The following is a 23492-nucleotide window of genomic DNA, read 5'->3' as shown; positions in this document are numbered from 1 at the left end:
TAATCATGTAGTATTTCTTTCTATTTTTCATAATCTTCTTCCCCTTTTTGTTAATAACCTTAATACGCTTATATCGCCTATTAGTTTCGATAATACATCTCCAATTTAAAAATTTTTAAAATTTATGTTTACAAGAATAAAAATAAAATATATAATCAAGTCACCTGCTACCACAGGGATTTTTATTAGTTTTTTTAGAGTAAAAATAAAATTACTTATGGGGGTGATTGAATGAAAAAACAATATATGTTTAGTAACTTAATTGGTTTTCTTGAAACTAAAGTTATTAATGAAACAGCAACACCAGAAGAAGAAAACCTTTATCAAGACTATTTGTGGTACGGAACAGTTAATAAAAAAAGTCATACATACAAAAATTTAGTGTCTCAATATTTAAATAGCAGTTATTAAGAATAAAAATAAAATAGTTATAAGGGGAGAATTTATTGAAAGGAAAAAAAGACGGTCTAAATAAGCAAGTACATATTTACAGTATTGATACTTCTGCTTTTTATAATGATCAAGAAAACAAATTACATAACAAGATTTTAAAATCATATAGGTACAGAGATCATCTCAAAAAACTTGAACATGTTGATAAAAAACATAAGAAGTACATAACGCAAAGGATTATTTCCTTAAAAGAAAATCTTTATAACGCCTTTAACCATCATAATCAAATAAGAACACTTAGAACAGATTCCCTGAAAGATAATAATGTGATTTCATTATTTGATTCAGTCTTAACTCGAACGTTGGGAATCAAAGAAAACTCTCTCTCTGAAGAGATCATGGTTGTCCAAACTTATCACTTTCAAATTTTAAGGGACATTATTGATAAAGGATTCATACATAACAATGAGAAATACGTTTATTTCACTAGCAGTGCCGGTCAAATACGAACCAAAAAGTCTTGTTTTATCAAGCAAAGCACCTTAGATAAGTATCAAAATGCTTTAACTTGTGGTCTTAGTGTGGAGCAAATCAATGCTCAAGGTGGAAGCAGCATAAACAAATGGAATAGCTACATGGCCTTATCGAATAGCGCCAGCAGTCCATGGGAAATTGATATTGATAAAGCAATTGTCGTAAATGACTTAGAAACAAACGTTTCCAGCCTGGTTGATTATATTGACCGTGATACATATGAAATCACTCGTAAGATTATGGATATTCCTATAGAACATACAGATGGTTGTGGAATGATGCTTCCTAGTTTGAGCCAGAAAAGCTTTATGGTCAGATTGCCTTGGGTTAAGGGTCTACTAGTTCCATTTGATTTTAGAAAGTTTGCTGAAAAACACAGTTCATTTATAGTTAAGGACGTCTATGGTAAAGAATGGGACATTATTAAAGATGATATCCAAATAATTTTTACGAAAAGCCAGTTTAAAATGTGGAAGTACTATGATTCATGGGATGACTATCGCTATAAATTTAAAAAGTATGGATGTTTAGGAGCTAAATTAAATGAAGAAGATCCATCTGTTGAGGGAAAACTAACTTACCAGATGCTACAAACACTCACTGATATCACAGATGAGGAATTGAAACAAATCAGCTCAAAGACTGTTAGAGAGATTACACAATTAGGCACTGATAAAGAAACCATGATGAAAGTTTTGGGAGCTACCGAGAAACATAAACATAAGACAAGCCTTCAAGAAGCTCTACTGATATATCCAGAGCTACTAAATGATGATCACACCAAAGAAATCATTAAGAATAAGAAGAAGAGTATGATTAAGGACGCCAAATCAGGAAAATTACTTGTCAATGACGCCCGGTATACATATTTATGTCCAGATCTATATGCTTTTTGTGAAAGATTGTTTCTTGGAATTGAGAATCCGAAAGGACTGCTTTTAGGAAGCGATGTCCATTGTTCCTTATATGATGAAGGGTACATTGATATCCTTCGCTCCCCTCACCTATACAGAGAGCATGGGGTTAGGTGGAACAAAAAAGATGAGGAAAATGAAAAGTGGTTTATTACCCCAGGTGTTTACACCAGCATTCATGATCCGATATCTAAATTGCTGCAGTTTGACAATGACGGGGATAAGGCATTAATTATTTCTGATGAGTTAATCGTCAATATTGCCAAGCGTAATATGGAGAACATCGTTCCTTTGTATTATGAAATGTCAGTAGCCCAGAAGCAAGAGATTAATAGTAGAAACATCTATGAAGCACTAACTCTTGCTTATGGGATCAATATCGGGGAGTACAGTAATAATATCACTAAGATATGGAACAGTGACAATATAAACCTGGACGTTATCAAATGGTTATGCATGGAGAATAACTTTACTATCGATTTTGCAAAAACCTTATTCATGCCCACCCGCCCTGATCACGTTGATGAGAAAATCAAAGAATACATAAAAAATAAAGTGCCCCACTTCTTCATCAATGCAAAGGATAAAGAAGAACATAGCGTAGAATCGATTAATGAAAGTACAGTAAATAATCTAGACTCAATTATCCCATCCGACCGAATTAATTTCGCAGCTGTTGCAGGAAAATTCGATTATCGTTTCCTGCTCAAGAACAAGGAGATTAAGTTGGACGATGCAATTATTAGTGAATACAAACGATTAGACCAGAACAAGAAATGGCTCATGAATGATGAAGACATTAAGCCTGGACAAAAACTTTATGTTTATAAGGTTATTAAAGACAGATTGCTGAAGATACATGAAGATGAGCAATATGTTGCTGATGTTTTGGTTAAGCATTTATATAAAAAGAAAAGCAAATTTAAATCAACATTATGGGAGAGCTTTGGCGAGACTCTATTAGAGAATCTAAAACAAAACTTAAAGACTTATAGAGGATGCTGTAGTTGCGGTAAGATGTTCAAATCAGCATCGAACAAGGCGAAATATTGTCCAACCTGTGCAAAGAAAATAGCACAAAAGCAAAAAAACAAGTGGAAAAGGGATAAATGGAGGAAAGAAGAAAAATAGAAAGTGCCTTGAGCCTTACTCCCCCAAGGGGTACAGAGATTTTACCGAAAAAAGTTCAACAAAAAAAGTGCCTTAAACCCTTGATGCGACTGGTCTGGAAGCCCCTTTTGAGATAATCGTCATAAGGGAGACAGAAAGCTAATTTCCACATAAAAGGGCTAGTACGTTTCCCCCCGTCTATATAAAAGACAATCTTTATTGCTCATTTAGAATAAATTTAAATTTACTTAGGAGGAAATTGATCATGAATAAAACAGAACTAATCGCTAAAGTGGCAGAAAAACAAGGGGTATCTAAAAAAGAAGGAGCTCCCAGTGTCGAAAAAGTCTTTGACACTATTTCAGAGGCATTAAAAAGTGGAGAAAAAGTAAGTATTCCTGGTTTCGGAACATTTGAAGTTCGTGAACGTGCAGCTCGTAAAGGGAGAAATCCCCAGACAGGAGAGGAAATTGATATTCCGGCTACAAAAGCACCTGCATTTAAGCCGGCAAAAGCACTTAAAGACGCAGTCAAAGCTAAATAATCAGTTAATGAGGACGACAGGAAAGGCTACCTGCACGCTTTGTCACAAAGAGCTTATGCTCCTAAAAGTGTCAGAGTTAGAAGTTATGGAGGAAATTGTCGACCTCCCCTCTTATCGCTTATCTTCATCTCTGGGTTAATTAATTATAGTTGTTTATTGATGGCATGGGGTGCCGTCAATAATTAGTTGATTACTGATATTTGGGATATCAGTTCTCGACTAATGTTCATTTATGAAGATACAGACTAATCAAATGAATATTAGTGGAGATTCCTCTCCAGTGTGGACTAGCTTTTATTGATTAAACAATATCTACTCCCTTGTTTTCTGTATCATTCTGACACAAAACTGCGACTGGTCATTGCAGTTAGTCGGATAATAGTCATTTATGAGGGTGCGGGGTTAACTCGGATGTCTGTATCTAAAGGAGACAGGTAAATGACTATTATCGGGCTAAACATGTCGGTAAGACCTATGCTACTCAAGCTGTTTATGTAGGGTGAATCCCATCACAGTCTTACTATGGGTGACATGTAGCCTGAATATTATTAATTGCGGTGTTCTGCTTCGGCTTACACTTAGGTAAGGTAGATGCGTCTCCCTTCCCTTTAAATAATGCCCTAGTAAGCTTTGATGCTTATTATGCGGTCTCAAAACTTTCCGGTTAGCGAGTCTACAATCCTCGTAAAATAAGTGGAATAGTGTTTGGGCGATTGATCACCGCTCCTATTTCACAGAAAAGGATTATTTTCGGTCTTGTCTTTTCAATTTTACTTAGCAATTCTTCACTTTATTTCACTTCATCCCCCTCATTCTGAATGGAGACTCATCTTTCCCATGCACATACCTCCTTACACGGGTCAGAGAAAACTGTGCAAAATAAGAGGCTGGCGATCTACACGCATTGTATGTAGATAAGGTGTGTGACCTGACATGAAAAGACAGGAATGTCTCTGAAAAGGGTTATATGGTTTACCTTTTCGATTACTTTTGATTAAAACGAAGGATAAAATTTGTTTTATTGGCAATTTATTTAAGAATCTATTAGAATATAAAAGATGTATGTCTAAAGGAGAAGATAATAAATGTCAAAAATCGCTTTGTTCGAAGCTTTACCTTTAAGAAATGCAATCTCAAAACGTATTCAGGAACTGTTACAGGAACGAGATAGTGTTGCATATGTTGAACATGATAAAGATGAAAAATATACAAAACCAACAAAAACTGTAGACCAAATCACAGCTGAGCTGGAATCGACTAAAAAAGATTATCGTGAATTGGTAGTACTAATCGCTAAAGCCAACCTGGATGCAAAAGTGTTGTGGGATGAAAAGGAATTATCGATCACAGAAGCACTTGAATTAGCACAGCAACTTAGAGGTGAAGCGAATAAACTCAAAAGTTACGGTCGTTCTCAGAAAACTGAACGAGTAAATTCTTATTCTGATGTTATTAGTTATCGTGAAGCCTTGTTTGATCCTGATAAGATGCAAACTAAAGGATTAAAGTTAGAAAGAATGGCTAATCGTCTTTCCAACTCTATTGAAAAAGCTAATCATAATTATGAAATTGAGTTTGAAGCTGCAGATAAGTATCTATAAAAGCTAAGGTTTTAACTTAGCTATGAGGGTAAAATCACTTTTATCTTGATAGCTAGGTGTAAAACTGCCCAGCTTGGACAACAGAGAAGTAGAAAGCCGCTTTAGTTTAGAGCGTATCTAAACTGTAATACAAAACTCATTTATTTTCCTAGGTTGGAAACGGATTACGTTTTACAGCTTACGAATTACGAGATATACGATTTTACGGACGCAAACCTTTATTAGTGATATTTTAATCAAAAATATACTCTGTTCTCTGTTGTTCCAATAATTTAATAATTTAACTCATGTGCCAAGCTGTACAAGGAGTTCCTGAAGACGTCCTTATGACGTCTTTTGTTATTCAGATTTCCCTGTCGATCCGAAGGCTTGCGTTCCTACGTGAGTTACTGGTGTAGGTGAGATGGGTAAGAAAATAACTAGAACAATAGAATTTAATAGTCATTTACTCTTTTTTGTTGTAGCTTTTACTTTATCATAACCAAACATATAGCCAAAAGCTATCAATGCTGCCCCACCAAAACGAAGATATTGATGATATTCAAAATCTTTAAAAACAGTAACCGCTCCAACTATCAACAAAACACCTATTATAATAAAGGCATTCAAAACTTTGTCTAACAAAAAAACACCTCTTTTTCAAATTTCATCTACACTTCATTATACCTATTGTGGATTATTTTTCCACACAAAGTGCTTCTTGATAACTGGAATGGGTCTGTAATACATATGTACAAAAGTTATCAATAATCTCCTTCGGGCGTTTCCCCAACGCCTATCCGACTTATCTTTCATCTCCTTTATATCCCCTTCTCGGACGTTACCGATGCTTCGGATCATCGGGCTTCCGAAGGAGCTTATTGTACGTAAATAGAAAATTATTGGAGGAATTTAAATGGCAAGCAAAAAAGTACATCAAATTAATGTTAAAGGCTTTTTCGATATGGACGTAATGGAAGTTATCGAACAAACTAAAGAAGCTGAATACACATATGACTTCAAAGAAATTCTCTCAGAGTTTAATGGAAAGAATGTTTCAATTACTGTAAAAGAAGAAAATGAACTTCCTGTTAAAGACGTTGAGTAAGGCGGTGACTGAATGATCGATCCTGTTCAAACTAAGCGTCACTCAGATGAAAACCTTAAAGAATGGAAAATAAGAATCTGCTCTAATAAAGACATTTATAATCTAAACTGGGAAGAAATCAAAGAGTTAATCAACAAGGAAACCGGCGAACCTAAAGGTGAATCAGCTTATAGAAAATGGTTCAACAACTTCATTGAAGGAGTTGAATACCAAAAAGAAAAGTCAGCTGAATCAAATAATTCTCTCATTGAATTGGAACTGAAAAAGGTTGAAATCATGGAAGAGAGAAAAAAGCTTCAAGCTGTAAAGCATGAAATACATAAAAACACACGTGTCAAAGGTCGAACAGAGCTGCTATATGAAAATGTAACTGAAGCAATTGAGAAAGCAGGCACTCTCCCTCCCCCTTCCTTCTATCCATTAAATAAGAGCGAAAGAAAAAGAGCTGCTGTTCTAGGGTTTGGAGATGAACACTTCGGGAAGCAATTTAAAAGCAACAACAATGAATACAACGAACAGATTTATTTGCAGCGTATGAATCAGATTCTTTCTGAAACTGTTGAGTACATTCAAAAAGAAAATTTAGATGAGCTGGTCGTGTTAAATGGTGCTGACAGTGTTGAAGGTATGGCATTGCGCGTATCGCAATTAACTGCCCTTCAGTACGGGTTTATTGACCAAGTGATAAAATACTCTAGGTACAAAGCTGAATGGCTTTTAGAACTTTCTAAGCACGTCAAAATTAAGTACATACATATCCCTTCTGCAAATCATACTGAACTAAGATTACATAATACAAATCGCTCGGAAATGCCTAAAGAAGATGTAGAACGTATTATCGCTACTTATATTCATGACGTACTCAAAGACAATGAGCGAATTGAAGTTCCTTTATACGACGAAGGAATTGTGGATTTTAAATTACTTGAATTTGAAATTGTTGCTTGTCACGGACACCAGATTAAAAACAAAAAGAATGCTATTCGTGATATCTCACAGATGAAACGAAAATTCTACGATTACATGTACATCTCCCACTTCCACCACGGAAACATGCTCACTGTAGGTGAAGCAGCCACTCATAATATCCAAGTTATACAACTCCCTTCTGTAATGGGTTCCGATGAATACAGTGACAGCTTAATGACAGGTGCCAAAGCTGGAGCAAACCTTTCAATTTATGAGTCCGGTAAAGGTCGTACTATTCAGTATGATTACATATTGAATTAATTTAATAAGGAGTAAAACTAAATGAAGACAAAATGTTTTATTAACGAATTAAGTGGTCATTGGGTTAATTTCTCAGATGAATTTAAAACGGAGTTTCCCATAATTATTGCTGGTTAATCCCTACAACTGAGTCTAATCGAAGTGTTAGGACATTATTTCTTCAACTAAGGGAGCCTCGATGTAGGCTCCAACTTTGTTTAAAACTTTAATTTTATTTAGATTGGAGTCGCATTAATGGCTGACTACAAAAAGGTTTATTAAAGTAATACAAAAAAAAACGATTGAGGACGAAGAAGAAAATGACGAATGAAGACTTTAAATATCTGAATAAGCACTTAGAAACTCTCTCAGAGTTAAAACAGTCTGGATACAGATGTGATGCTGAGATTAAGCGAGTATTAGAAGCTATTCATTTAACTATCTTTGGTGATAAAATCGAACCGCCATTCAAGCGAATGAAAGTTGTTTTTAATGATGTTGATAAATCACTACAAGAAAAGTTCCATAAAAATGTACCTAAGATTCTTCTGGTAAATGATTCTCAGAGAGGTAAAGGCAAAACAACTCTTCTTCTTAGGTTATCACAAGAGAATAATATTCCTTTACTTGTAGGTGCTCATAAAAAGATTTACAAAGACTTGGCTAAAGAAAAAGGAATTAGTTGTACTATTATCTCAGCCAATAATTTAGAAGGTAATCATTTTCCGAATGGCGTTTATATTGACAGTACTGTTACTAAAGATCAACTCAAAACAATTAAAAAATTAGGAATTGATGTCAAAGGAGGGTTTCATCACGATGAAGTCCTCTCTTCTTTAGTTTAAGCACCTTTTTAGAACGCCCAGTGATGATTGTGGTACTCCCCTTCCGCTCTATTACTGGGCGTTTTATAAAACGTGTTTACATCAACTAACTTTATGGAGGTGAAATATGGCTACAGAAAAAATCAAATGCTCATGCTGCGGCAAAGAACAAAATGCAAATCAATATTATATATCGGAATCTCCTTTCAATTATGCAACCGGCAAGCTGTCAGTATGTAAAAGCTGTCTCCAAAATGAATTCCAAAAAGACAAAGATAACTTAAAGAATGTGCAAAACATCTTGAGAATGATTGACCGTCCATTTGTTTACGATTTGTGGGTTTCCGCTGTTAATGAATCAGAGTCAAAGAAAAAATCAGCTGGAAATGTGTTAGGTACGTATATGAAAAATATCGGAATGAAAGATTACAAGTCAAAAACTTGGGCAGACAGTGAATTTGACTTTGAAGAAGAACAAGAATACACAACACAACTGTTACTAGCTAAAAGTACAGAAGATATATCTAAGGAAGACATAGATGAATTAATGCAATTCTGGGGTCGTGGTCTTGATGTTGAAGATTACATTTGGCTTCAGAATGAGTACATTGACTTCACGAATAGGTATGAATGTGATTCTAAAGGAATGGAACTCCTTATAAATGAAATATGTTTGACTCGGCTAGATATCCGCAAACGGCGTGAAAATGGTGAAAAAGTCGATCAGCAACAAAAAACTCTTCAAGATTTACTTGGATCAAGTAATTTAAAACCAGTTCAAGAAACTGGAGCAAGTGGAGTTGAACAAGAGTCTTTTGGCACTCTGATCAAAAAATATGAGAATGAGAGACCTATTCCTGAGCCAGAGCCTAGGTGGAAAGATCCTGATAAAATCGGGAAATACATTAAGGTATTTTTCCTTGGGCATCTGTCCCGAATGCTTGGTTTGAAAAATCAATATTCAGAGGAATATTGGGAAGAAATGAATAAGCACACTGTTGAAGAACCTGTTGCAGAAGAAGAGGAACGAGAAAATGACCTCACATAAAAATTTTACAACAGATCGCAACAAGCATAGCCGAGGAATCAATATCTTTAAAAAGGGAAACAACTTTAAAAAGAAATCAAAATCCGAACGATTAATGGATGGTATTGGCGCATGGACTTCTTTCTATAGAGCAAACCCACATCGCTTTGTAAAAGAATACTTGGGTATTACACTTAAATTGTTTCAATGTATTTTAATTTACATGATGGTACATAACCATTATTTTATGTACCTGGCCAGTCGTGGTCAGGGTAAAACTTGGTTAACCTCTGTATACTGCTGTGTGCAAGCCATACTCTTCCCAGGTACTAAAATAGTTATCGCATCGGGCACAAAGGGACAAGCTCGTGAAGTCATAGAGAAAATTGATGACTTACGTAAAGAATCGCCTAATTTAAGGCGAGAAATAGAAGATTTAAAAACCTCAACGAATGATGCTAAAGTGGAGTTTCATAACGGCAGCTGGATTAAAATCGTAGCCTCAAATGATGGCGCCCGCTCCAAACGTGCAAACCTCCTTATTGTAGATGAATTCAGAATGGTTGATTTTGAAATCATCAGTAAAGTACTCCGAAAATTCCTAACAGCTCCCCGTTCTCCTAAATATCTTGAAAAAGAAGAGTACGCTCATCTAAAAGAACGAAACAAAGAAATTTACTTGTCTTCCTGCTGGTATAAGGTTCATTGGTCATTTAACAGATTCATAACTTACTACAATGCCATGATGAAAGGATCTAAATATTTTGTTTGCGGTCTCCCTTACCAGATCGCAATTAAAGAAGGGCTTTTGGATAAAGATCAGGTTAGAGATGAAATGACCGAAGAAGACTTCGATCCTATTGGTTGGTCTATGGAAATGGAAGCTCTCTGGTTTGGTGAATCTGAAAAAGCTTATTTTAAATTTGAAGACATTGAAAAGAACCGAAAGCTTGCTTCTCCCCTCTTCCCTCCTGACTATTACAGTCTGATCAAGGATTCCAACTTTAAATATGAAGGCAAGAAACCAGGAGAAATTAGACTGGTAAGCAATGATATCGCTGGAATGGCTGGTAAGGATAATGATGCCAGTGTTTACACTGTATTCAGACTGATTCCAAACTCCAATGGGTATGATCGTCATATTGTATACATGGAGAGCATAGTAGGCGGTCATACAGGCACTCAAGCAACTAGAATTCGACAAATATACGAAGATTATGATTGCGATTATATTGTATTGGATACTCAAAGTATTGGACTTGGTGTGTATGATGCATTATGCCAGCCTCTATATGATAAAGAACGTGCAAAAGAATATGAGCCATTTTCATGTATTAACGATGAAAGAATGGCTGAGCGTTGTACTTATCAAAATGCCGAAAAAGTAATTTATAGCATTAAAGGTAATGCACAATTGAACAGTGAAATCGCTGTATTACTCAAAGATGGATTCAAACGAGGGAAAATCAAAATTCCTATCAACGAAAATGAAGGAAAAGAATATCTGAAAAGATTTAAAGGCTATGAAGGGCTATCTCCTGAAGTTAAAGGAAAATTCCTTTCAAGCTATGCTCAGATTACCCTTCTGATAAATGAAATGATCAACTTAGAAGCTGAATATAGCGATAACGGACAAGTTAAGCTTAAAGAGCCAAAGAGCAAACGAAAAGACAGATATAGCTCAGTGGCTTATGGCAACTACATTGCCACTGTATTAGAAAGGCAGTTAAACAAACAAACTGAATATGACGTTGAAGACGAACTAGTTTATTTTTAAAAGAAATGAGGTGAAACATGGTAACCTTAAATAAAGTTGACATTGAGTCTGAAGAGTATAAGCAAATGCTGAATGACTATTCAACTTATACTTCTACATTTGCTTCCGGCTTTATCTCAAATATGTTTTCCAATGGTATTGTTACGGAAATTGAGGCCGAACAATTAAAAAATTATTTTTCTAACCCCGATGAATTTCAAGAAGAAATTGAAGATCTTGCTGAGTATTTTTACATTTCGACTGCAGAGATTCACCAATTGTTTGAATTGATTGAAGCCCTCCCTACCCTCAACTATAAAATTGACTCCTTTAATAAAGTTAAGTCTTCAGATAAGCACATTTCTCTTTTGAATAAATCCTTACATAAGGTCAAACATAAAAGACTTACTAGGGATCTGTTAAAACAGGTAGCTACAGCTGGCACTCTTGTTGGTATATGGCTTGGGGATGCTAAGAGCCCCTATCCGTTTATTTTTGATGAGATTAAATATGTATTCCCCTCCTTTAGGAGAAATGGAGACTGGGTATGTGTAGTTGACATGGAAATGTTCACTAAGTATAAAGATGATCACAGAAATGAATTGTTAAAAAGCCTCTCCCCTTATATTAAACAAAGCGATTATGAAAACTTCATGAAAGATCGAGAGAAATATCGATTTAAGGAATTGCCACAAGAAAGAACTTTTCCACTACGCACAGGGACGCTAAAGAGAAATCAAGGATTGGGAACATCTTGGGTTACCCCAGGACTATATGACGTTCTCCATAAAAAGAAACTTAAAGATGTTGAAAGATCGATTGCAAATAAAATTATTAACGCTGTTGCAGTTCTAACGATTGGAACAGATAAAGGTAATGGCGAATACACAAACATGAAGCTGCCTAAAGCAGTTAAACAAAAAATTCATGGTGGCGTTAAAACAGCTTTGGAAAAAAACCAAAAAGATGGAGTAACTGTAGTATCAATCCCTGACTTTGCTGATATCAATTTTCCAGATGTCAAAGCAGATGGATTAGATGGAGCAAAATTTGATCATATCAATAGCGACATTCAATCTGCTTACGGCTTATCCGGCTCCCTTTTAAATGGTGATGGAGGTAACTACGCAACTTCGTCATTAAACTTGGATACATTTTATAAGCGTATTGGCGTTTTAATGGAGGATATTGAACAAGAGGTTTATCAAAAGTTATTCAACCTTGTTTTGCCTGCTGCCCAAAAAGACAATTACTATATGAATTACGATAAAGACAAGCCACTCACTCTCAAAGAAAAAATGGACATCTTAATAAAATTAAACGATAAGGGCTGGTCTATTAAGCACGTAGTTGATAATTTGGCAGGAGTTTCTTGGGAGAGTTACCTTGAACAAACTCTATATGAAACTGAAGAACTTAAACTCCAAGAAAAGATTATCCCTTATCAAACTTCATATACCTTCACCGGGAATGAAGCAGGTCGCCCAAATGAGGGTAATAAAAACAACGACAATACGGTGAAGTCAGCTACCTCCAACGGTAATGACAATCCTATTTAAAACTTCACTTTTGAAGGGAGGTGAAATTATTTGACAAAGAAGCCAAAGAAAAAACTATGCCAACTTCAATTAAATGAGATTAAAACATCAGATGATCCAACAAAGTTGTCATGTAGCTTTGTCATTATTGATTTCGATGTCTCTCACAATAACGCAGTAATTTCTAAGGAAGTTGCTCTTGAAGCTGCTTCAACAATTATTAATAAACCGATAGTTGCAAAGTATTACGAAGTTGAAGAATCAAATACTTCTACAGATGCTTTGGGAACTCATGAAGCTTTTCTAGACACAGACAAGCACGGAGAACTTGAGGTGAAGAGAGATACTGCCCCAATTGGCGTCTTTACATCTGAGGGATACATAACTGAAATTGAAACCCCAGAAGGTAAAAAAGAAGTATTGGCAGCAGATGCAATCCTTTGGAGCTCTCGATTTAAAGATGCATGTGAGCTTTTACTCGAATGGTATGGTCGGGGCATTAACATTAATACAAGTTGTGAGATCCTTTATTCAAATTACACTATGCAAGATGGCATTGAACACCTACAGTCCCCCATCTATTTCGAAGGTCACGCAATTTTAAATTCAGAGAAACGTGGAGAGCATGACATTGTCCTCCCCGCTTATGATTCTTCCAAACTTCTAAGCTTTAATGAAATTCAACAATTTGAAAGATTAGTTGCTCAAGCAGCTACAAGACAAAATAATGAGGAAGGTGAAAAAATGAATAAGTTTAGAAAAGTGTTTGAATTGTCTCAGTCTGACGTTCGAACACTTCTTTATAACCAATTAGATCCAACCCTTAACAAGGAGTCAGCATCTTATATTGCAGATGTATATGATACATATTTCATCGTAAACGTGTATAGCTGGTCAGATGAAAATAGCTATGACAAATACTTTAAGTTCAATTACACAAGAACAGGCGATACCGTTTCTATTGATTTTGACAGTAAAACCGAGGTATTCATGACGCGTAACTGGGAGGAAGTTCTTCCTGAACCTATTCAAACACAACTTAACCAGAAAGATGAACAGATTAAAGATTTAACGAAACAAGTAAATCAAATCAATAAGAATAAGGCAGAAATTGAACAGCAATTCAACACTGCCAGTGAAAAGCTTGTGCAATTAAATTCTGAAGTGGAACAATTGAAACCTTATAAAGAAAAACACGAGAAAACTTTATTTGAACAAAAACTGTATGAGAAAAATGAATTTTATAAAGCGAAATTTGAAGCTTTAAATGCTGAGGATAAATTCAGTACAGAAGAAGTACAAAACCTTATCCATGCTTCCATTAAACAAGGTGAAGAAGGAGAAAAAGCTGTATTACAACTTAACACAATGTTAGTTGATTTAGTTAGTGTTCCTACTGAAACAAATACAACCATTAGAGAATTTTCAAGTAAACGGGAAAATTTAATCCCTAACGATGACTCTTTTGAATCCCGCTTTTCACAATAAATTTTAAACTTGGAGGAATAAAATATGGCTACAAGATTACAAAAAGCCCTTACAGAAGTAGGTAATCATACTACTGGAAACTTGAATTCTTTAAAAATTAAAACAGTTGCTCACGGTGCAAAAGTAACTGGATCAGACATTGACAACTTTATGCTTGTTGAACTTGGTTTTGATGCTGAGGGGAACCGTACAGCTTCGAAGCTATCAGATAAAACAAAAAAAGCATATTTAATTGCATCTCCTGAAGCACGCTATCTTGGTGAATCAATGAGAGACTTTTATAACGGTGTGGGAGAACATGCTCGAATTGTTATCCTTGAGCCAGCTTATACTCGTTTTGATGTTTCTGCGTTTTCATTTAATACAGGAGTGACTGAGGTTAAACAAGGTCAAGTAGCTCACTTTGATATCGCTACTCAAAAGTATATTATCAGTGATCCTGCTTCACCTCACGAGGATTATGCTGATTCTTCTGCTAAGTTCCTCGTTGTAAATAATGAAGAGGACCTTGTTTACACAATGGGACAAAAGCTTGTTCGCCTTGAAGTAATCGAGGCCTAATACATAACAAATAAATTTCAATAAAAGGAGTATTATAATGAAATTAGATACTGTGAAAATCAAAGGCTTGTTTAGCCGTGTATTAAATAACAAAATGGACGGTACAGACCAAGCTGATATCCAAACTTACATTAAGAAAGTGTTTGGTGACGGCGGTACTACACCTGACCCTTCCATGCTCCATCAATTTAATAACCTTGTCGTTGAGCAAGCTGATGAAATTGCGAAACCTAAAGTAACTCAGCTCCTCTCCCTTTTGGCCAATGTCCAACAAGAAAAACGAGGCAATATTAAAGAAATTAAAATTCCGAAAAAGAATAAGGCAAAAGTCATTTGGTCTGCTACAGGCTCTGGTGTAGATTTAGTTCGTGTTGAAGGACAAGAAACAGTTCCAGCTGTTCCGAAAACTATGTCAACAGGTTTCTATTATGAACCCCTAGATCTGGTAACAGATTCAATTGTTTACTTCAATAAATTGGTGAATGATATTGCAGATGCTAAAGTCCGCTTGTACCTCGATAAAATTCATCAATTAACTGCAAGCGCAATTACAGCTGGTAAAATCCCTGTAAAAAATGTTCAAACAGGCTCAAACCTTACTCTTCAACAATACAACAAAGTAGCTTCCGTGCTTCAACGTTATGGTGGAAAACCAATCTTCGTCGCTGACACTCTTCTCATTGACTACTTCGCATTCCAACAAGGAACAGACTCTACGTTTAAGAACTTCTTAACAGAAGAAGTAAAAGGAGAGCTTCTTACTGCTCTAAATCCAACAACTATCGGCAGAACAACTGCTGTTAACCTCACTAACCCATTTACAGATGATACAAATAGTAAAGTCGAACTTCCTGTCAACAAAGGTTATATGTTTGCCGGCGGCGTTTCTCAAAAACCATTTTCTGTTGTTGAGTATGGCGGACTGCGTCAATTGACAGAACAAGATATCGAAGATGAAAGAATCAAAATGAAAATTGTTCAAGACGCTTCTGTTAACCTTCTTTTTGGAGAAGCAATCGGAATTATTGAAGAACAAGCTGCAGTATCTATCTAAATCAAAATATGAGGATTTTTTAGGAGGATATTAATTTGACTGAAAAAATTAAGTTAGCACGATACAGAAGTACATCTTATTTTGTTGGGTATACCGGCGATGGCGGACATAAACAATACACTTGGGCTGGAAGTAAAAATGGGAAGGCCGATATTAAAGAAGTTCCAAAAGAAGTTGTTGAATGGCTCACAATGAACAGCGTTTGTTTCGATAAAGGTGAATTAGTTATTGTTGAAGATAATGATACCACCAAAGAAATTAAAGATTCTATTGTTGAGTCGGAGGTTTATGAAAATAACATCCATACCAAAGAAGAAATTGAAAAGATGATTAAATCAGGAAATATTGCTCAACTAAAAAATAAGCTCGATAAAATCACAGTGGATTCTGAGAAACAATTTATTATTGACGTTGCTTCAGAATTTAGCGATGACATTGCTGCAGGCAAATTAAAAGTTTTGGCTGATTGGATGGGAGTCGCTGATCCTTCCCTTCTCTTTGACTAAGAGGAGGGATTTTTATGACATCTTATGATCAAATATGGGAAACCTTTTTAAACAACTGCGAGACGTCCGATTTTGATGTTCCTCAAGAAGAAGAGGACATTTATAAATCAATTCGAAATGCAATCCTTCATTTCAATAACCGGCTTAGAGACAATTTAAAAGCTGATAATTCAACTGAAACTGTTAATCGGGAATTATCTGAGGATGATCTTCTTATTCTTGCACACTTCTTGAGATACATCTTTTTGTTAAATAAAAAGACCTTGTTTGAGAATACGTGGCAGCCCTTCACTAATGACGTGGGGATCAAGAACTTTAGTACGCAACTCAATTCACTTAAACAAAGTGTAATAGATCAGAAAGACGAAATTGAGCGCTTGATATTGAACGCTGCGGTGGATTATCTATGAGTACAATTAAAGTTAAATCAGCACATAAAGATGGACAAATAAAGCTTGAGGACTTAGATGTTGTTTGCAATAAACTGTGTAAGAAAAACAATTCAGTCCTCTTCAAATTGGAGAAATACCTTAATAAAAAGCTGCTAAGTGATCCTGATCTCACAGAAATCAGGGACACTATTTTAACAGTAAGTGGTGAATTAAGCAGACTTAGGGATAACTTAGTAACAGACGGTGATTCGAATGAAGGACTACAGTAATTACCACAAGGTTAACATTAATAATAAACTTCTTCATGATGGTAAGCTTATTTTCCAACAAGGCCTTAAGGGGTTTGAATCTGAAAAAGTCACAATTGATGGAATCGAAAAAACAGTAATGATCACTTCTAAGTACTCTAGTGGCGATGGTTCTGCAAGATATATATTAGGTGAAATTGCTGACATTTATCGTGGCGGAGTTGTTAAGTTTAATGATGAAACATGGCTCATCACCTCCCACCCTCTCAGTAATAAGATTTACAAAAAGGCTGAAATAAAAATATGTGGAACATCATTTTTTCTTACTTCAGAAGACAAGCTAATCGATACTGGCAAAATTAACGAAATCACTGGTAAGCCAATTTATGAAAAAGTACCTGGTGAAAAAACTGAAGTCCCCTGCATATTCGAAAGGACAACTTCAATAAAAGGCACTGAATTGGCGGTAAATCTTCCAGATGGTCAAGCAAACATTACAATTCCTTATCTTGTTCATGAAAAATTGAAAATCGGACTTACCCTCACCTTCTTTGGCGAAGATTATCAAGTCGATGATATAGACTATTCTAAAGTTTATGGAGACCACGGAACAATAAAATTGGTTGCCAAAAAGAAAGTTGGTGAAAAGACATGAGCATGACTGTTGAACAGATGACAAAAATCTTCAGATTAGTTATGGATGATGTTCAGCTAAATCGGCTTCTGTATTATAAAGATGATCCTCTCTCCCCTTCTCATCCAGATGTTCAATCACTCGAAAATTATTATGACTCCACAAATGACTCACCCGCTATAATCAATACCATATTTAAGCGAGCACCTAAAACAGATGATCTATCGGATTCACCGTTATGTAGGATGTGTGTTTATTTAGGGAACGCATTACCAAAACCATCCAACCAAAGTGCGATGCTTCTTAATCAAGACTTGATGATTGATGTTTTCACCCATATTAACACCTTTGAAGAAACCGAATTTAGAAATCTTAAGATTAATGACAGAATTAATAGGCTCTTGTTCAATCAGAATTTTGCTGGTATTGGTAAGACAAACTCTTATAAAAGATTGTTAATCACTAATCCACCTGACGGTTACCTCGGATATAAATTAATATATACCTTTGGGGCGATGAAATGATTGATAGTGAATTCTTTATAACCGGTGAACCAATCCCTACTGAATTTGGCGATTGTCGGTTTATAAAAGTTAAGGAATATGCTTTTTTAACTCCGTACCTCAGCTGGTTTAAGATGTCTAAGAAAGAGATTATTTATACTTACAGCAAAAAGGAAAATAATCAATTTGGCCAATTAGATGGTCTTATTGACGAACTTAAAAAACTGTCATTATTTGAAATTACAAGTATCCTTCCGAATTTTAAAGAAGCATATGAAGTAATATTTAGTACAGTTTTTAATGGCGTTGAAATTTTAGAGAAACTTACACCGGAAAACTTTGAAGCCCTAAGAGAATTGGTCTTGAGAATGTCTTGTCTAAAAGAGGAAAAAATCAGCTCTAACCCAGAGATACAGCGAGCTAACGAGCGCAGCAAAAGGGTGAAAAGTCAGGATTCAGATATGGTTGATATGGCAGACATCATGAGCAGTGTTGCTGCTCACACTGGATATTTGTACAAAGATATAAATGAAATGACTCTGTTTCAGTTATACATGACTTACTACAGAGTTGGTCAATTCAAACAGTACGATACCTCCACCCTGTTTGCAACCGTTTCACCTGATGCAGCCAAACACATGGAAAGCTGGGGAAAACATATCGACTTATTTGAAGAAGAAAAACACTACATAAGCAGAGAAAGTTTCATGAAACAAACTAAAGGTTTTGGTAAAGGCAGCGCATAGCTGTCTTTTTTATTATTTAAGGAGGCAACAATTAGATGAAAACAGTTATTCAAGATACAGCTGACGTTTATTTTAAACGAAAATCTGACGGTAAGCTTGTATTCACAGCCGAGGCACAAACAGCATCATTCTCCCAAGCAATCTCCGAAGAAAAACTCAGAGGTGGAATCGGAAATAAACCACTTTACATTCTTAAATCTGAGAAGGAAATTAACCTAACTGTCAAAAATGCTTTCTTTGATTTAGAATGGCTTGCAATGACACAGGGTGAAACAATTCAGGAAGAAACAAAAGTAAAGGTTTTCGATAGAGAACATGGACTGATTGTAGATGATACAAACAAAGTTACTGTAAAAGGAAAACCTGTAAGCGATGTTACTTTCTATAACAAAAAAGGTTTAACATATAAGATTGCTGTTTCAACTGATGGCACATATACAATTCCAACAGCATTTGCGGCTGCTAAAGACAAACTAACAGCTGTGTACCAAATTGAAAAAGTCGGTAGACGTTTAGCCATTAAAGCCAGCAAGTTCTCAGAACGATATGAAGTTGAATATCGCACCATTGCTTATAACCCTGATACAGAAGAAGTTTACAGTGACATCTATATCCAGTTCCCTAATGTTTCTCCTTCAGGGGAATTTGAAATGTCATTAGAAAATGGAAATGCTTTAGCACCTGAAATTAAGTTTGAAGCGTTAGCAGATACAGATACAGACGAAATGGCTGTAGTAATCGAAGCAAGTAGAGATGAAAATACCGCAGCTCCGGTTGAGGATACAACAGGTTCAACTCAAAGCTCAGATCTTGGCGGAACAACTGAATAATTAAGGAGGCGTTTATTATTGCTTTTTTAAACCAGGACGGTGATAAATACACCTCTGCAAAAGATGATGGGACAGGTAATCCCATAACTGCTGTATCAATTGAACGTTCCACTGTCCCTTTGGAGGTTGGTCTCAATAATGACCAGCCTCTTAATGTTAATGTGGCCAACACTGCACTTGATGTAAATATAACTAATACTGCTTCTGTCCCTGTTTTGGTTAAAAACACTACAGCAATTAAAACCCAAGTTCAAAAATCCTATTCTGAATTTGTTGTTATTGATGCTGATACAGTTGCTACAGGTGCAACTAAGTCTTATACAGTTGATCTAATCGATTCACTTGGTGTTTTCAGAACTTACGGTGTTGCTATGTACACAACTCAAACAGACAGCTCAAACAGCAAAGTTTTAGCAAGTATTTATTCCGTACCGAAAAACATCCCATTTTATTCTGCAACTACATCAGGTAATGATAATTCTGTTTTATTCAACAGCATTGCCTTTGTTCAGAATTACCCTTTGCAAAAACAATTAACTTTCACTGCTCCCAAAATACATCTGACAGTTAAAGCAGCCGGTACAGTTGATCTAACTGGGTTAAAAATCGTTGTTTGGGGGATGGAATAATGACATTTGATGAAGTATGCGGTCTGTTCAAACAATTTGATGGCTTGGAACAAAAATTCCTATTGCTATCAGATGGATCTTATATCAGTGTTGATGATTTCAAGCAACGCTTTGAAGGCGACTTCAATGAGTACGAACCTTTAAGTTCGCTTCAGTCATCCCCTTCTTCTACCCCAGCTTGGGAAGGTATATGGAATAAGCTACAAGAGGATGGGCTTTTTGAATAAGTCCTCCCCTCTTGTTTTTCTAGATAAAAGACAGTTTTTATTCAAATTAAGGAGGTGGAGTTGTTGACAGAAACGACTGAAAATGTCGTAATCACGATTCCAGACAAAACTTCATTTACATTTCACGAAGCAACAACTTCCCCATCTGAAGGTGAAGAATTTGTAGTTGGTCATTTTCGGGAACTTACTGTTAAGATCTCCGGTTCCTCAACTTCACGAGAAATAAAGTTTTATGCAGTTGATGAAAATGGCGAAAAAACTGCACTTAGTGGCACCAATAAAACAGATTTCCAACTTGGAAGCAGTACTTTAAATACTAATGAGTATTGGGACTTTGACATTGCTGGATTGTTTAAAGTTATGTTCGAAGTTGTTTCTGTTACTGGTGATGTAACTGTTAAAGGGATTGTGGTGAGTTAAGATGAGCAGCAGTAAATACGTCGGTCAACTCAAACAAAACAATATTCAGATCAATTCATTAAGAGGATCCAATGACAGAGCTGAAAAACATATGCTTGAGCATGAACAAGCCTTAACAGAAAAAACGAATTTATTTATGGAGTATCAACAGAATGAGCTTAAGAAACATACTGATGATCAATCTAATCCTCATTTAGTTACCAAAGAGCAAGTTGGCTTGGGCAATGTTTTAAATAACGTCCAAGCAACTAAAGAGGAATTTGACGAACATCTAAACGATACTCTCAATCCCCATTCAGTAACTAAAAGCCAAGTTGGTTTAGCAAATGTCCTGAATGAAAAACAAGCAACTAAAACTGAATTTGATCAACATGCTCAAGATACAATTATTCATATTACAGCTTCTGAAAGAACTACTTGGAATGCCGCGGAAAGCAATTCTAAAAAGTATACTGACGCACATTCTCAGAACACAAACAATCCTCATAAAGTAACTGCAATTCAGGTCGGGTTAGGAAACCTTACAAATGATAAACAAGCGACAAAATTAGAATTTGATGCTCACATAAAAGATAATGAGCGTCATATCACTAGCACTGAAAGAAGCAAATGGAATTCTGCTCAATTAACTAAAATATCAGGCGATGATGGTCAACCACTAGTTTCTATAACAAGCGACTTTCATTCTGAACTTTTGAATTCTCCTACTTTAACATATTTCGGATATGATAAGGCTGCCTTAGAAGCACCTCCAAGTAACGGGCGGGGATTTTGGACATGTAGTGCTGATAAACTTTATGGTCAAGCTATTGTTCTGACTAATGATAATAAGACTTACAGAAAATCATTGATAAACGGAGCATGGTCAAGTTGGGAACGATTGATAAGTAGCAGTGAAATTGATAACGTGCCTTGGTTAAGCGTTACATATAAAAATGGCGCAAAGACTGGTTCTAGACCACTTCAATATCGTAAAGTAGCTGGGACTTTACAGCTTAGTGGGCACGTTGTAACAAACCGAGATGTAGTATTTGCTTCTATTCCAACTGAATTTTCTCCAACACAAGGTGCTGTTAAGTCTGTTGAAGTAAGTGGAACTTTCGGCAGAAGTAAATTATTTGTAAACTCTAATGGGGACCTTCAGCTAAGTGGGGTATCAGCTGACAACAGTGCTGCAATAACTGGTTACTACTTAGATGTAGTTGTTCCGTTGAATTAGGAGGTAAGTCATGATACAAGTCTATAAATATGACGAAAATTTTATGTTCGTTGAACCCCTAGTTGTAACTGAAATGGATGAAAAGGGAGATTATATTTTTCCCGATAATTGCACTTCTGTTCCATTACCTGACTCTCCCTCCTATTACCTTCCACGATTTGATTTATCAAAACAAGTTTGGATAGAAACAGCCTCTCAAGAATACATAGACAGCCTCTCACCACTCCCTGAAGAACCTTCTGATGTGGAATTACTTGGACAATCACTAGCTGAAGCCAGAATTTTAATCTTAAAACAAAATCGCCTAATCTTAAATTTACAAAATGAAGTTAAAAACTTGAAAGATGGGACAACAGCATGAGCAATTTTTGGGTTATAGCCCTAAACAAAAACTGGGCAACTCTTGATCAGGTTAAAGAAGCCTATTATTACGATGATGTAACTAAGGAAGAACTCAAAGAAGGAGTAGACAATAACTTAATTACTCCTGAACAATATCAAGAAATCTATACTTCAGTTACCTTATCTACTGAATAAACAGATGAGCATGGTTTTGCTCAAAATGAGGATATTAAAGGAGGATATTAAATGGCATCAAAAAAGTTGAATTTAGGTTTAATTGAGGAAAGCATCAGTAAATATGACAAGAAAGAAAAAGTCACATTAACTGATGACGTTCATGTATTCATTTATCCATACTTCTCCCCTTCTCGATTAACAAAAATGTTAACAGGATTGATTTCAGATCCACAAGAAGCAAAAGAAGCAGGTATCAAATCCTTCAAGGATATAAATCAAGTTCACTGGGCATTCTTCTCACTAATCAAGGAATTTACAGATTTGGGTATTCCAAATGACATTAAAAATAAAGTTAAGTGGTATCTTAAACTTGTAGACTCAGAGTACTTTCCTTTAATTATCAATAGCTTTCCTAAAGAGAGCTTAGAAAAGCTGGGTAAAGCCACTGTAATGCTGCAACAAAACATAGATGAGTTATCAAAAAAATCTCAGGAAGAAGCAAATAATCTTATCCTTCAGAAGGTCGAAGAAATTGAAGGCAGCGCTGTCTCACAATGATGGCGAAAAATATAAAAGAAATTAAAGTAATGATTGAGAAAGCTGCAATTCAGTCTATACATAAGTCTTCCTCCAATGTTAAGCAAGTCATGATGAAAACTGGCCAAGCTCATGTTGAAGAGGATGTTTATGGCGCCTATAGCCCCCTACTCTATGAACGCACAGGAAACCTAAAAGGCGCTTTTACAACTATTAATGAAAGTAACGGTATCTCATTAGACAATACCAGAGAAGACGAAGGAAAAGATGTTGCAACAGTCATCGAAACTGGACAGGGCTATACATATCCAGATTCATACGGTTATGGCTACGGGAAACCTCGTCCTTTTATGAAGAATACTGCCGAGACTCTAAAAGATGGACGATTAACAGAGGCATTAAAAAGTGATTTAAAAGCAGATGGAATTAAAATGTACTAATG

General features: G+C 35.7%; 29 protein-coding genes and 1 pseudogene. 29 read left to right on the top strand and 1 reads right to left on the bottom strand.

The features are described 5' to 3' along the window. The first annotated feature begins 231 nt into the window (after positions 1-231). From LNN34_RS04915 to LNN34_RS04895, 5 genes and pseudogenes are all read left to right on the top strand, one after another. Positions 232-411 carry a hypothetical protein gene (locus LNN34_RS04915; RefSeq protein ID WP_229042855.1) on the top strand — a complete coding sequence of 60 codons (180 nt, stop codon included), beginning with the start codon at positions 232-234 and terminating at the stop codon, positions 409-411. A gap of 35 nt (positions 412-446) precedes the next feature. Beyond that, positions 447-2972: a hypothetical protein gene (locus LNN34_RS04910; protein ID WP_229042854.1), complete on the top strand. Its 2526-nt coding sequence runs from the start codon at positions 447-449 to the stop codon at positions 2970-2972. A gap of 244 nt (positions 2973-3216) precedes the next feature. Then, the gene (hupN, locus tag LNN34_RS04905) at positions 3217-3495 is read left to right on the top strand and encodes an HU-related DNA-binding protein HupN (protein WP_004399274.1); all 279 of its coding nucleotides are present in this window, start codon (positions 3217-3219) and stop codon (positions 3493-3495) included. 557 nt (positions 3496-4052) lie between these two features. Continuing rightward, a pseudogene (locus LNN34_RS04900) lies at positions 4053-4160 on the top strand (hypothetical protein); the annotation flags it as partial. Between the two features lie 420 nt (positions 4161-4580). After that, the gene (locus LNN34_RS04895; protein WP_061187729.1) at positions 4581-5096 is read left to right on the top strand and encodes a hypothetical protein; all 516 of its coding nucleotides are present in this window, start codon (positions 4581-4583) and stop codon (positions 5094-5096) included. Positions 5097-5537: 441 nt separating this feature from the next. On the opposite strand, the gene LNN34_RS04890 is transcribed toward LNN34_RS04895, so the two are convergent. Continuing rightward, positions 5538-5720 (bottom strand): hypothetical protein, encoded by a 183-nt coding sequence (locus LNN34_RS04890; RefSeq protein ID WP_229042853.1) that lies wholly within the window; start codon positions 5718-5720, stop codon positions 5538-5540. Positions 5721-5991: 271 nt separating this feature from the next. Here LNN34_RS04890 and LNN34_RS04885 point away from each other — a divergent pair, with 271 nt between their 5' ends. From LNN34_RS04885 to LNN34_RS04770, 24 genes are all read left to right on the top strand, one after another. Next, a complete protein-coding gene (locus LNN34_RS04885) occupies positions 5992-6183 on the top strand; it encodes a YonK family protein (RefSeq protein ID WP_229042852.1) in 192 nt (63 codons plus the stop codon). Between the two features lie 12 nt (positions 6184-6195). Further along, positions 6196-7413, top strand: coding sequence for a hypothetical protein (locus LNN34_RS04880; RefSeq protein ID WP_229042851.1), 1218 nt, complete (start codon positions 6196-6198; stop codon positions 7411-7413). 299 nt (positions 7414-7712) lie between these two features. Then, positions 7713-8237, top strand: coding sequence for a hypothetical protein (locus LNN34_RS04875; protein ID WP_229042850.1), 525 nt, complete (start codon positions 7713-7715; stop codon positions 8235-8237). A 106-nt stretch (positions 8238-8343) separates the two neighbouring features. Continuing rightward, a complete protein-coding gene (locus LNN34_RS04870) occupies positions 8344-9264 on the top strand; it encodes a hypothetical protein (RefSeq protein ID WP_229042849.1) in 921 nt (306 codons plus the stop codon). Then, the gene (locus tag LNN34_RS04865) at positions 9251-11020 is read left to right on the top strand and encodes a terminase large subunit domain-containing protein (protein ID WP_229042848.1); all 1770 of its coding nucleotides are present in this window, start codon (positions 9251-9253) and stop codon (positions 11018-11020) included. The genes LNN34_RS04870 and LNN34_RS04865 overlap by 14 nt, the downstream gene beginning before the upstream one ends. Before the next feature lie 17 nt (positions 11021-11037). Next, positions 11038-12558 (top strand): hypothetical protein, encoded by a 1521-nt coding sequence (locus LNN34_RS04860; protein ID WP_181219563.1) that lies wholly within the window; start codon positions 11038-11040, stop codon positions 12556-12558. A gap of 30 nt (positions 12559-12588) precedes the next feature. Then, positions 12589-14025: a hypothetical protein gene (locus LNN34_RS04855; protein WP_229042847.1), complete on the top strand. Its 1437-nt coding sequence runs from the start codon at positions 12589-12591 to the stop codon at positions 14023-14025. 24 nt (positions 14026-14049) lie between these two features. Next, a complete protein-coding gene (locus LNN34_RS04850) occupies positions 14050-14586 on the top strand; it encodes a hypothetical protein (protein ID WP_229042846.1) in 537 nt (178 codons plus the stop codon). Between the two features lie 37 nt (positions 14587-14623). Continuing rightward, on the top strand, positions 14624-15640 hold the full coding sequence (locus LNN34_RS04845) for a hypothetical protein (RefSeq protein ID WP_229042845.1): 1017 nt from the start codon (positions 14624-14626) through the stop codon (positions 15638-15640). A gap of 35 nt (positions 15641-15675) precedes the next feature. Continuing rightward, the gene (locus LNN34_RS04840; RefSeq protein WP_229042844.1) at positions 15676-16146 is read left to right on the top strand and encodes a hypothetical protein; all 471 of its coding nucleotides are present in this window, start codon (positions 15676-15678) and stop codon (positions 16144-16146) included. Positions 16147-16160: 14 nt separating this feature from the next. Further along, positions 16161-16556: a hypothetical protein gene (locus LNN34_RS04835; RefSeq protein WP_041054460.1), complete on the top strand. Its 396-nt coding sequence runs from the start codon at positions 16161-16163 to the stop codon at positions 16554-16556. Continuing rightward, the gene (locus tag LNN34_RS04830) at positions 16553-16807 is read left to right on the top strand and encodes a hypothetical protein (RefSeq protein ID WP_229042843.1); all 255 of its coding nucleotides are present in this window, start codon (positions 16553-16555) and stop codon (positions 16805-16807) included. Before LNN34_RS04835 ends, LNN34_RS04830 begins: the two co-directional genes overlap by 4 nt. Then, positions 16791-17441 (top strand): hypothetical protein, encoded by a 651-nt coding sequence (locus LNN34_RS04825; protein WP_144460152.1) that lies wholly within the window; start codon positions 16791-16793, stop codon positions 17439-17441. The genes LNN34_RS04830 and LNN34_RS04825 overlap by 17 nt, the downstream gene beginning before the upstream one ends. Continuing rightward, positions 17438-17944, top strand: coding sequence for a hypothetical protein (locus LNN34_RS04820; protein WP_229042842.1), 507 nt, complete (start codon positions 17438-17440; stop codon positions 17942-17944). Before LNN34_RS04825 ends, LNN34_RS04820 begins: the two co-directional genes overlap by 4 nt. After that, positions 17941-18669: a hypothetical protein gene (locus LNN34_RS04815; RefSeq protein ID WP_229042841.1), complete on the top strand. Its 729-nt coding sequence runs from the start codon at positions 17941-17943 to the stop codon at positions 18667-18669. The genes LNN34_RS04820 and LNN34_RS04815 overlap by 4 nt, the downstream gene beginning before the upstream one ends. 35 nt (positions 18670-18704) lie before the next feature. Further along, positions 18705-19499: a hypothetical protein gene (locus LNN34_RS04810; RefSeq protein WP_229042840.1), complete on the top strand. Its 795-nt coding sequence runs from the start codon at positions 18705-18707 to the stop codon at positions 19497-19499. A 17-nt stretch (positions 19500-19516) separates the two neighbouring features. Beyond that, positions 19517-20128 carry a hypothetical protein gene (locus tag LNN34_RS04805; RefSeq protein ID WP_229042951.1) on the top strand — a complete coding sequence of 204 codons (612 nt, stop codon included), beginning with the start codon at positions 19517-19519 and terminating at the stop codon, positions 20126-20128. Continuing rightward, positions 20128-20355 carry a hypothetical protein gene (locus LNN34_RS04800; RefSeq protein WP_009967521.1) on the top strand — a complete coding sequence of 76 codons (228 nt, stop codon included), beginning with the start codon at positions 20128-20130 and terminating at the stop codon, positions 20353-20355. Before LNN34_RS04805 ends, LNN34_RS04800 begins: the two co-directional genes overlap by 1 nt. Before the next feature lie 63 nt (positions 20356-20418). Continuing rightward, the gene (locus LNN34_RS04795) at positions 20419-20775 is read left to right on the top strand and encodes a hypothetical protein (protein WP_165634508.1); all 357 of its coding nucleotides are present in this window, start codon (positions 20419-20421) and stop codon (positions 20773-20775) included. A 1-nt stretch (position 20776) separates the two neighbouring features. Further along, positions 20777-21994: a hypothetical protein gene (locus LNN34_RS04790; RefSeq protein ID WP_229042839.1), complete on the top strand. Its 1218-nt coding sequence runs from the start codon at positions 20777-20779 to the stop codon at positions 21992-21994. A 10-nt stretch (positions 21995-22004) separates the two neighbouring features. Then, the gene (locus tag LNN34_RS04785) at positions 22005-22355 is read left to right on the top strand and encodes a hypothetical protein (RefSeq protein ID WP_017696884.1); all 351 of its coding nucleotides are present in this window, start codon (positions 22005-22007) and stop codon (positions 22353-22355) included. Beyond that, positions 22352-22531 (top strand): XkdX family protein, encoded by a 180-nt coding sequence (locus LNN34_RS04780; RefSeq protein WP_229042838.1) that lies wholly within the window; start codon positions 22352-22354, stop codon positions 22529-22531. The genes LNN34_RS04785 and LNN34_RS04780 overlap by 4 nt, the downstream gene beginning before the upstream one ends. 51 nt (positions 22532-22582) lie before the next feature. After that, positions 22583-23071, top strand: a complete 489-nt coding sequence (locus tag LNN34_RS04775; RefSeq protein WP_114168621.1) for a hypothetical protein — start codon at positions 22583-22585, stop codon at positions 23069-23071. Continuing rightward, the gene (locus tag LNN34_RS04770) at positions 23071-23490 is read left to right on the top strand and encodes a hypothetical protein (RefSeq protein ID WP_229042950.1); all 420 of its coding nucleotides are present in this window, start codon (positions 23071-23073) and stop codon (positions 23488-23490) included. The genes LNN34_RS04775 and LNN34_RS04770 overlap by 1 nt, the downstream gene beginning before the upstream one ends. Positions 23491-23492: the final 2 nt, after the last annotated feature.

The sequence above is a fragment of the Bacillus sp. AF23 genome (assembly GCF_020861455.1).
GTDB classification, from domain to species: Bacteria; Bacillota; Bacilli; order Bacillales; family Bacillaceae; genus Bacillus; species Bacillus halotolerans.
The sequence above is the reverse complement of the archived record's forward strand: the minus strand, read 5'-3'. Positions and strand labels throughout refer to the sequence as shown.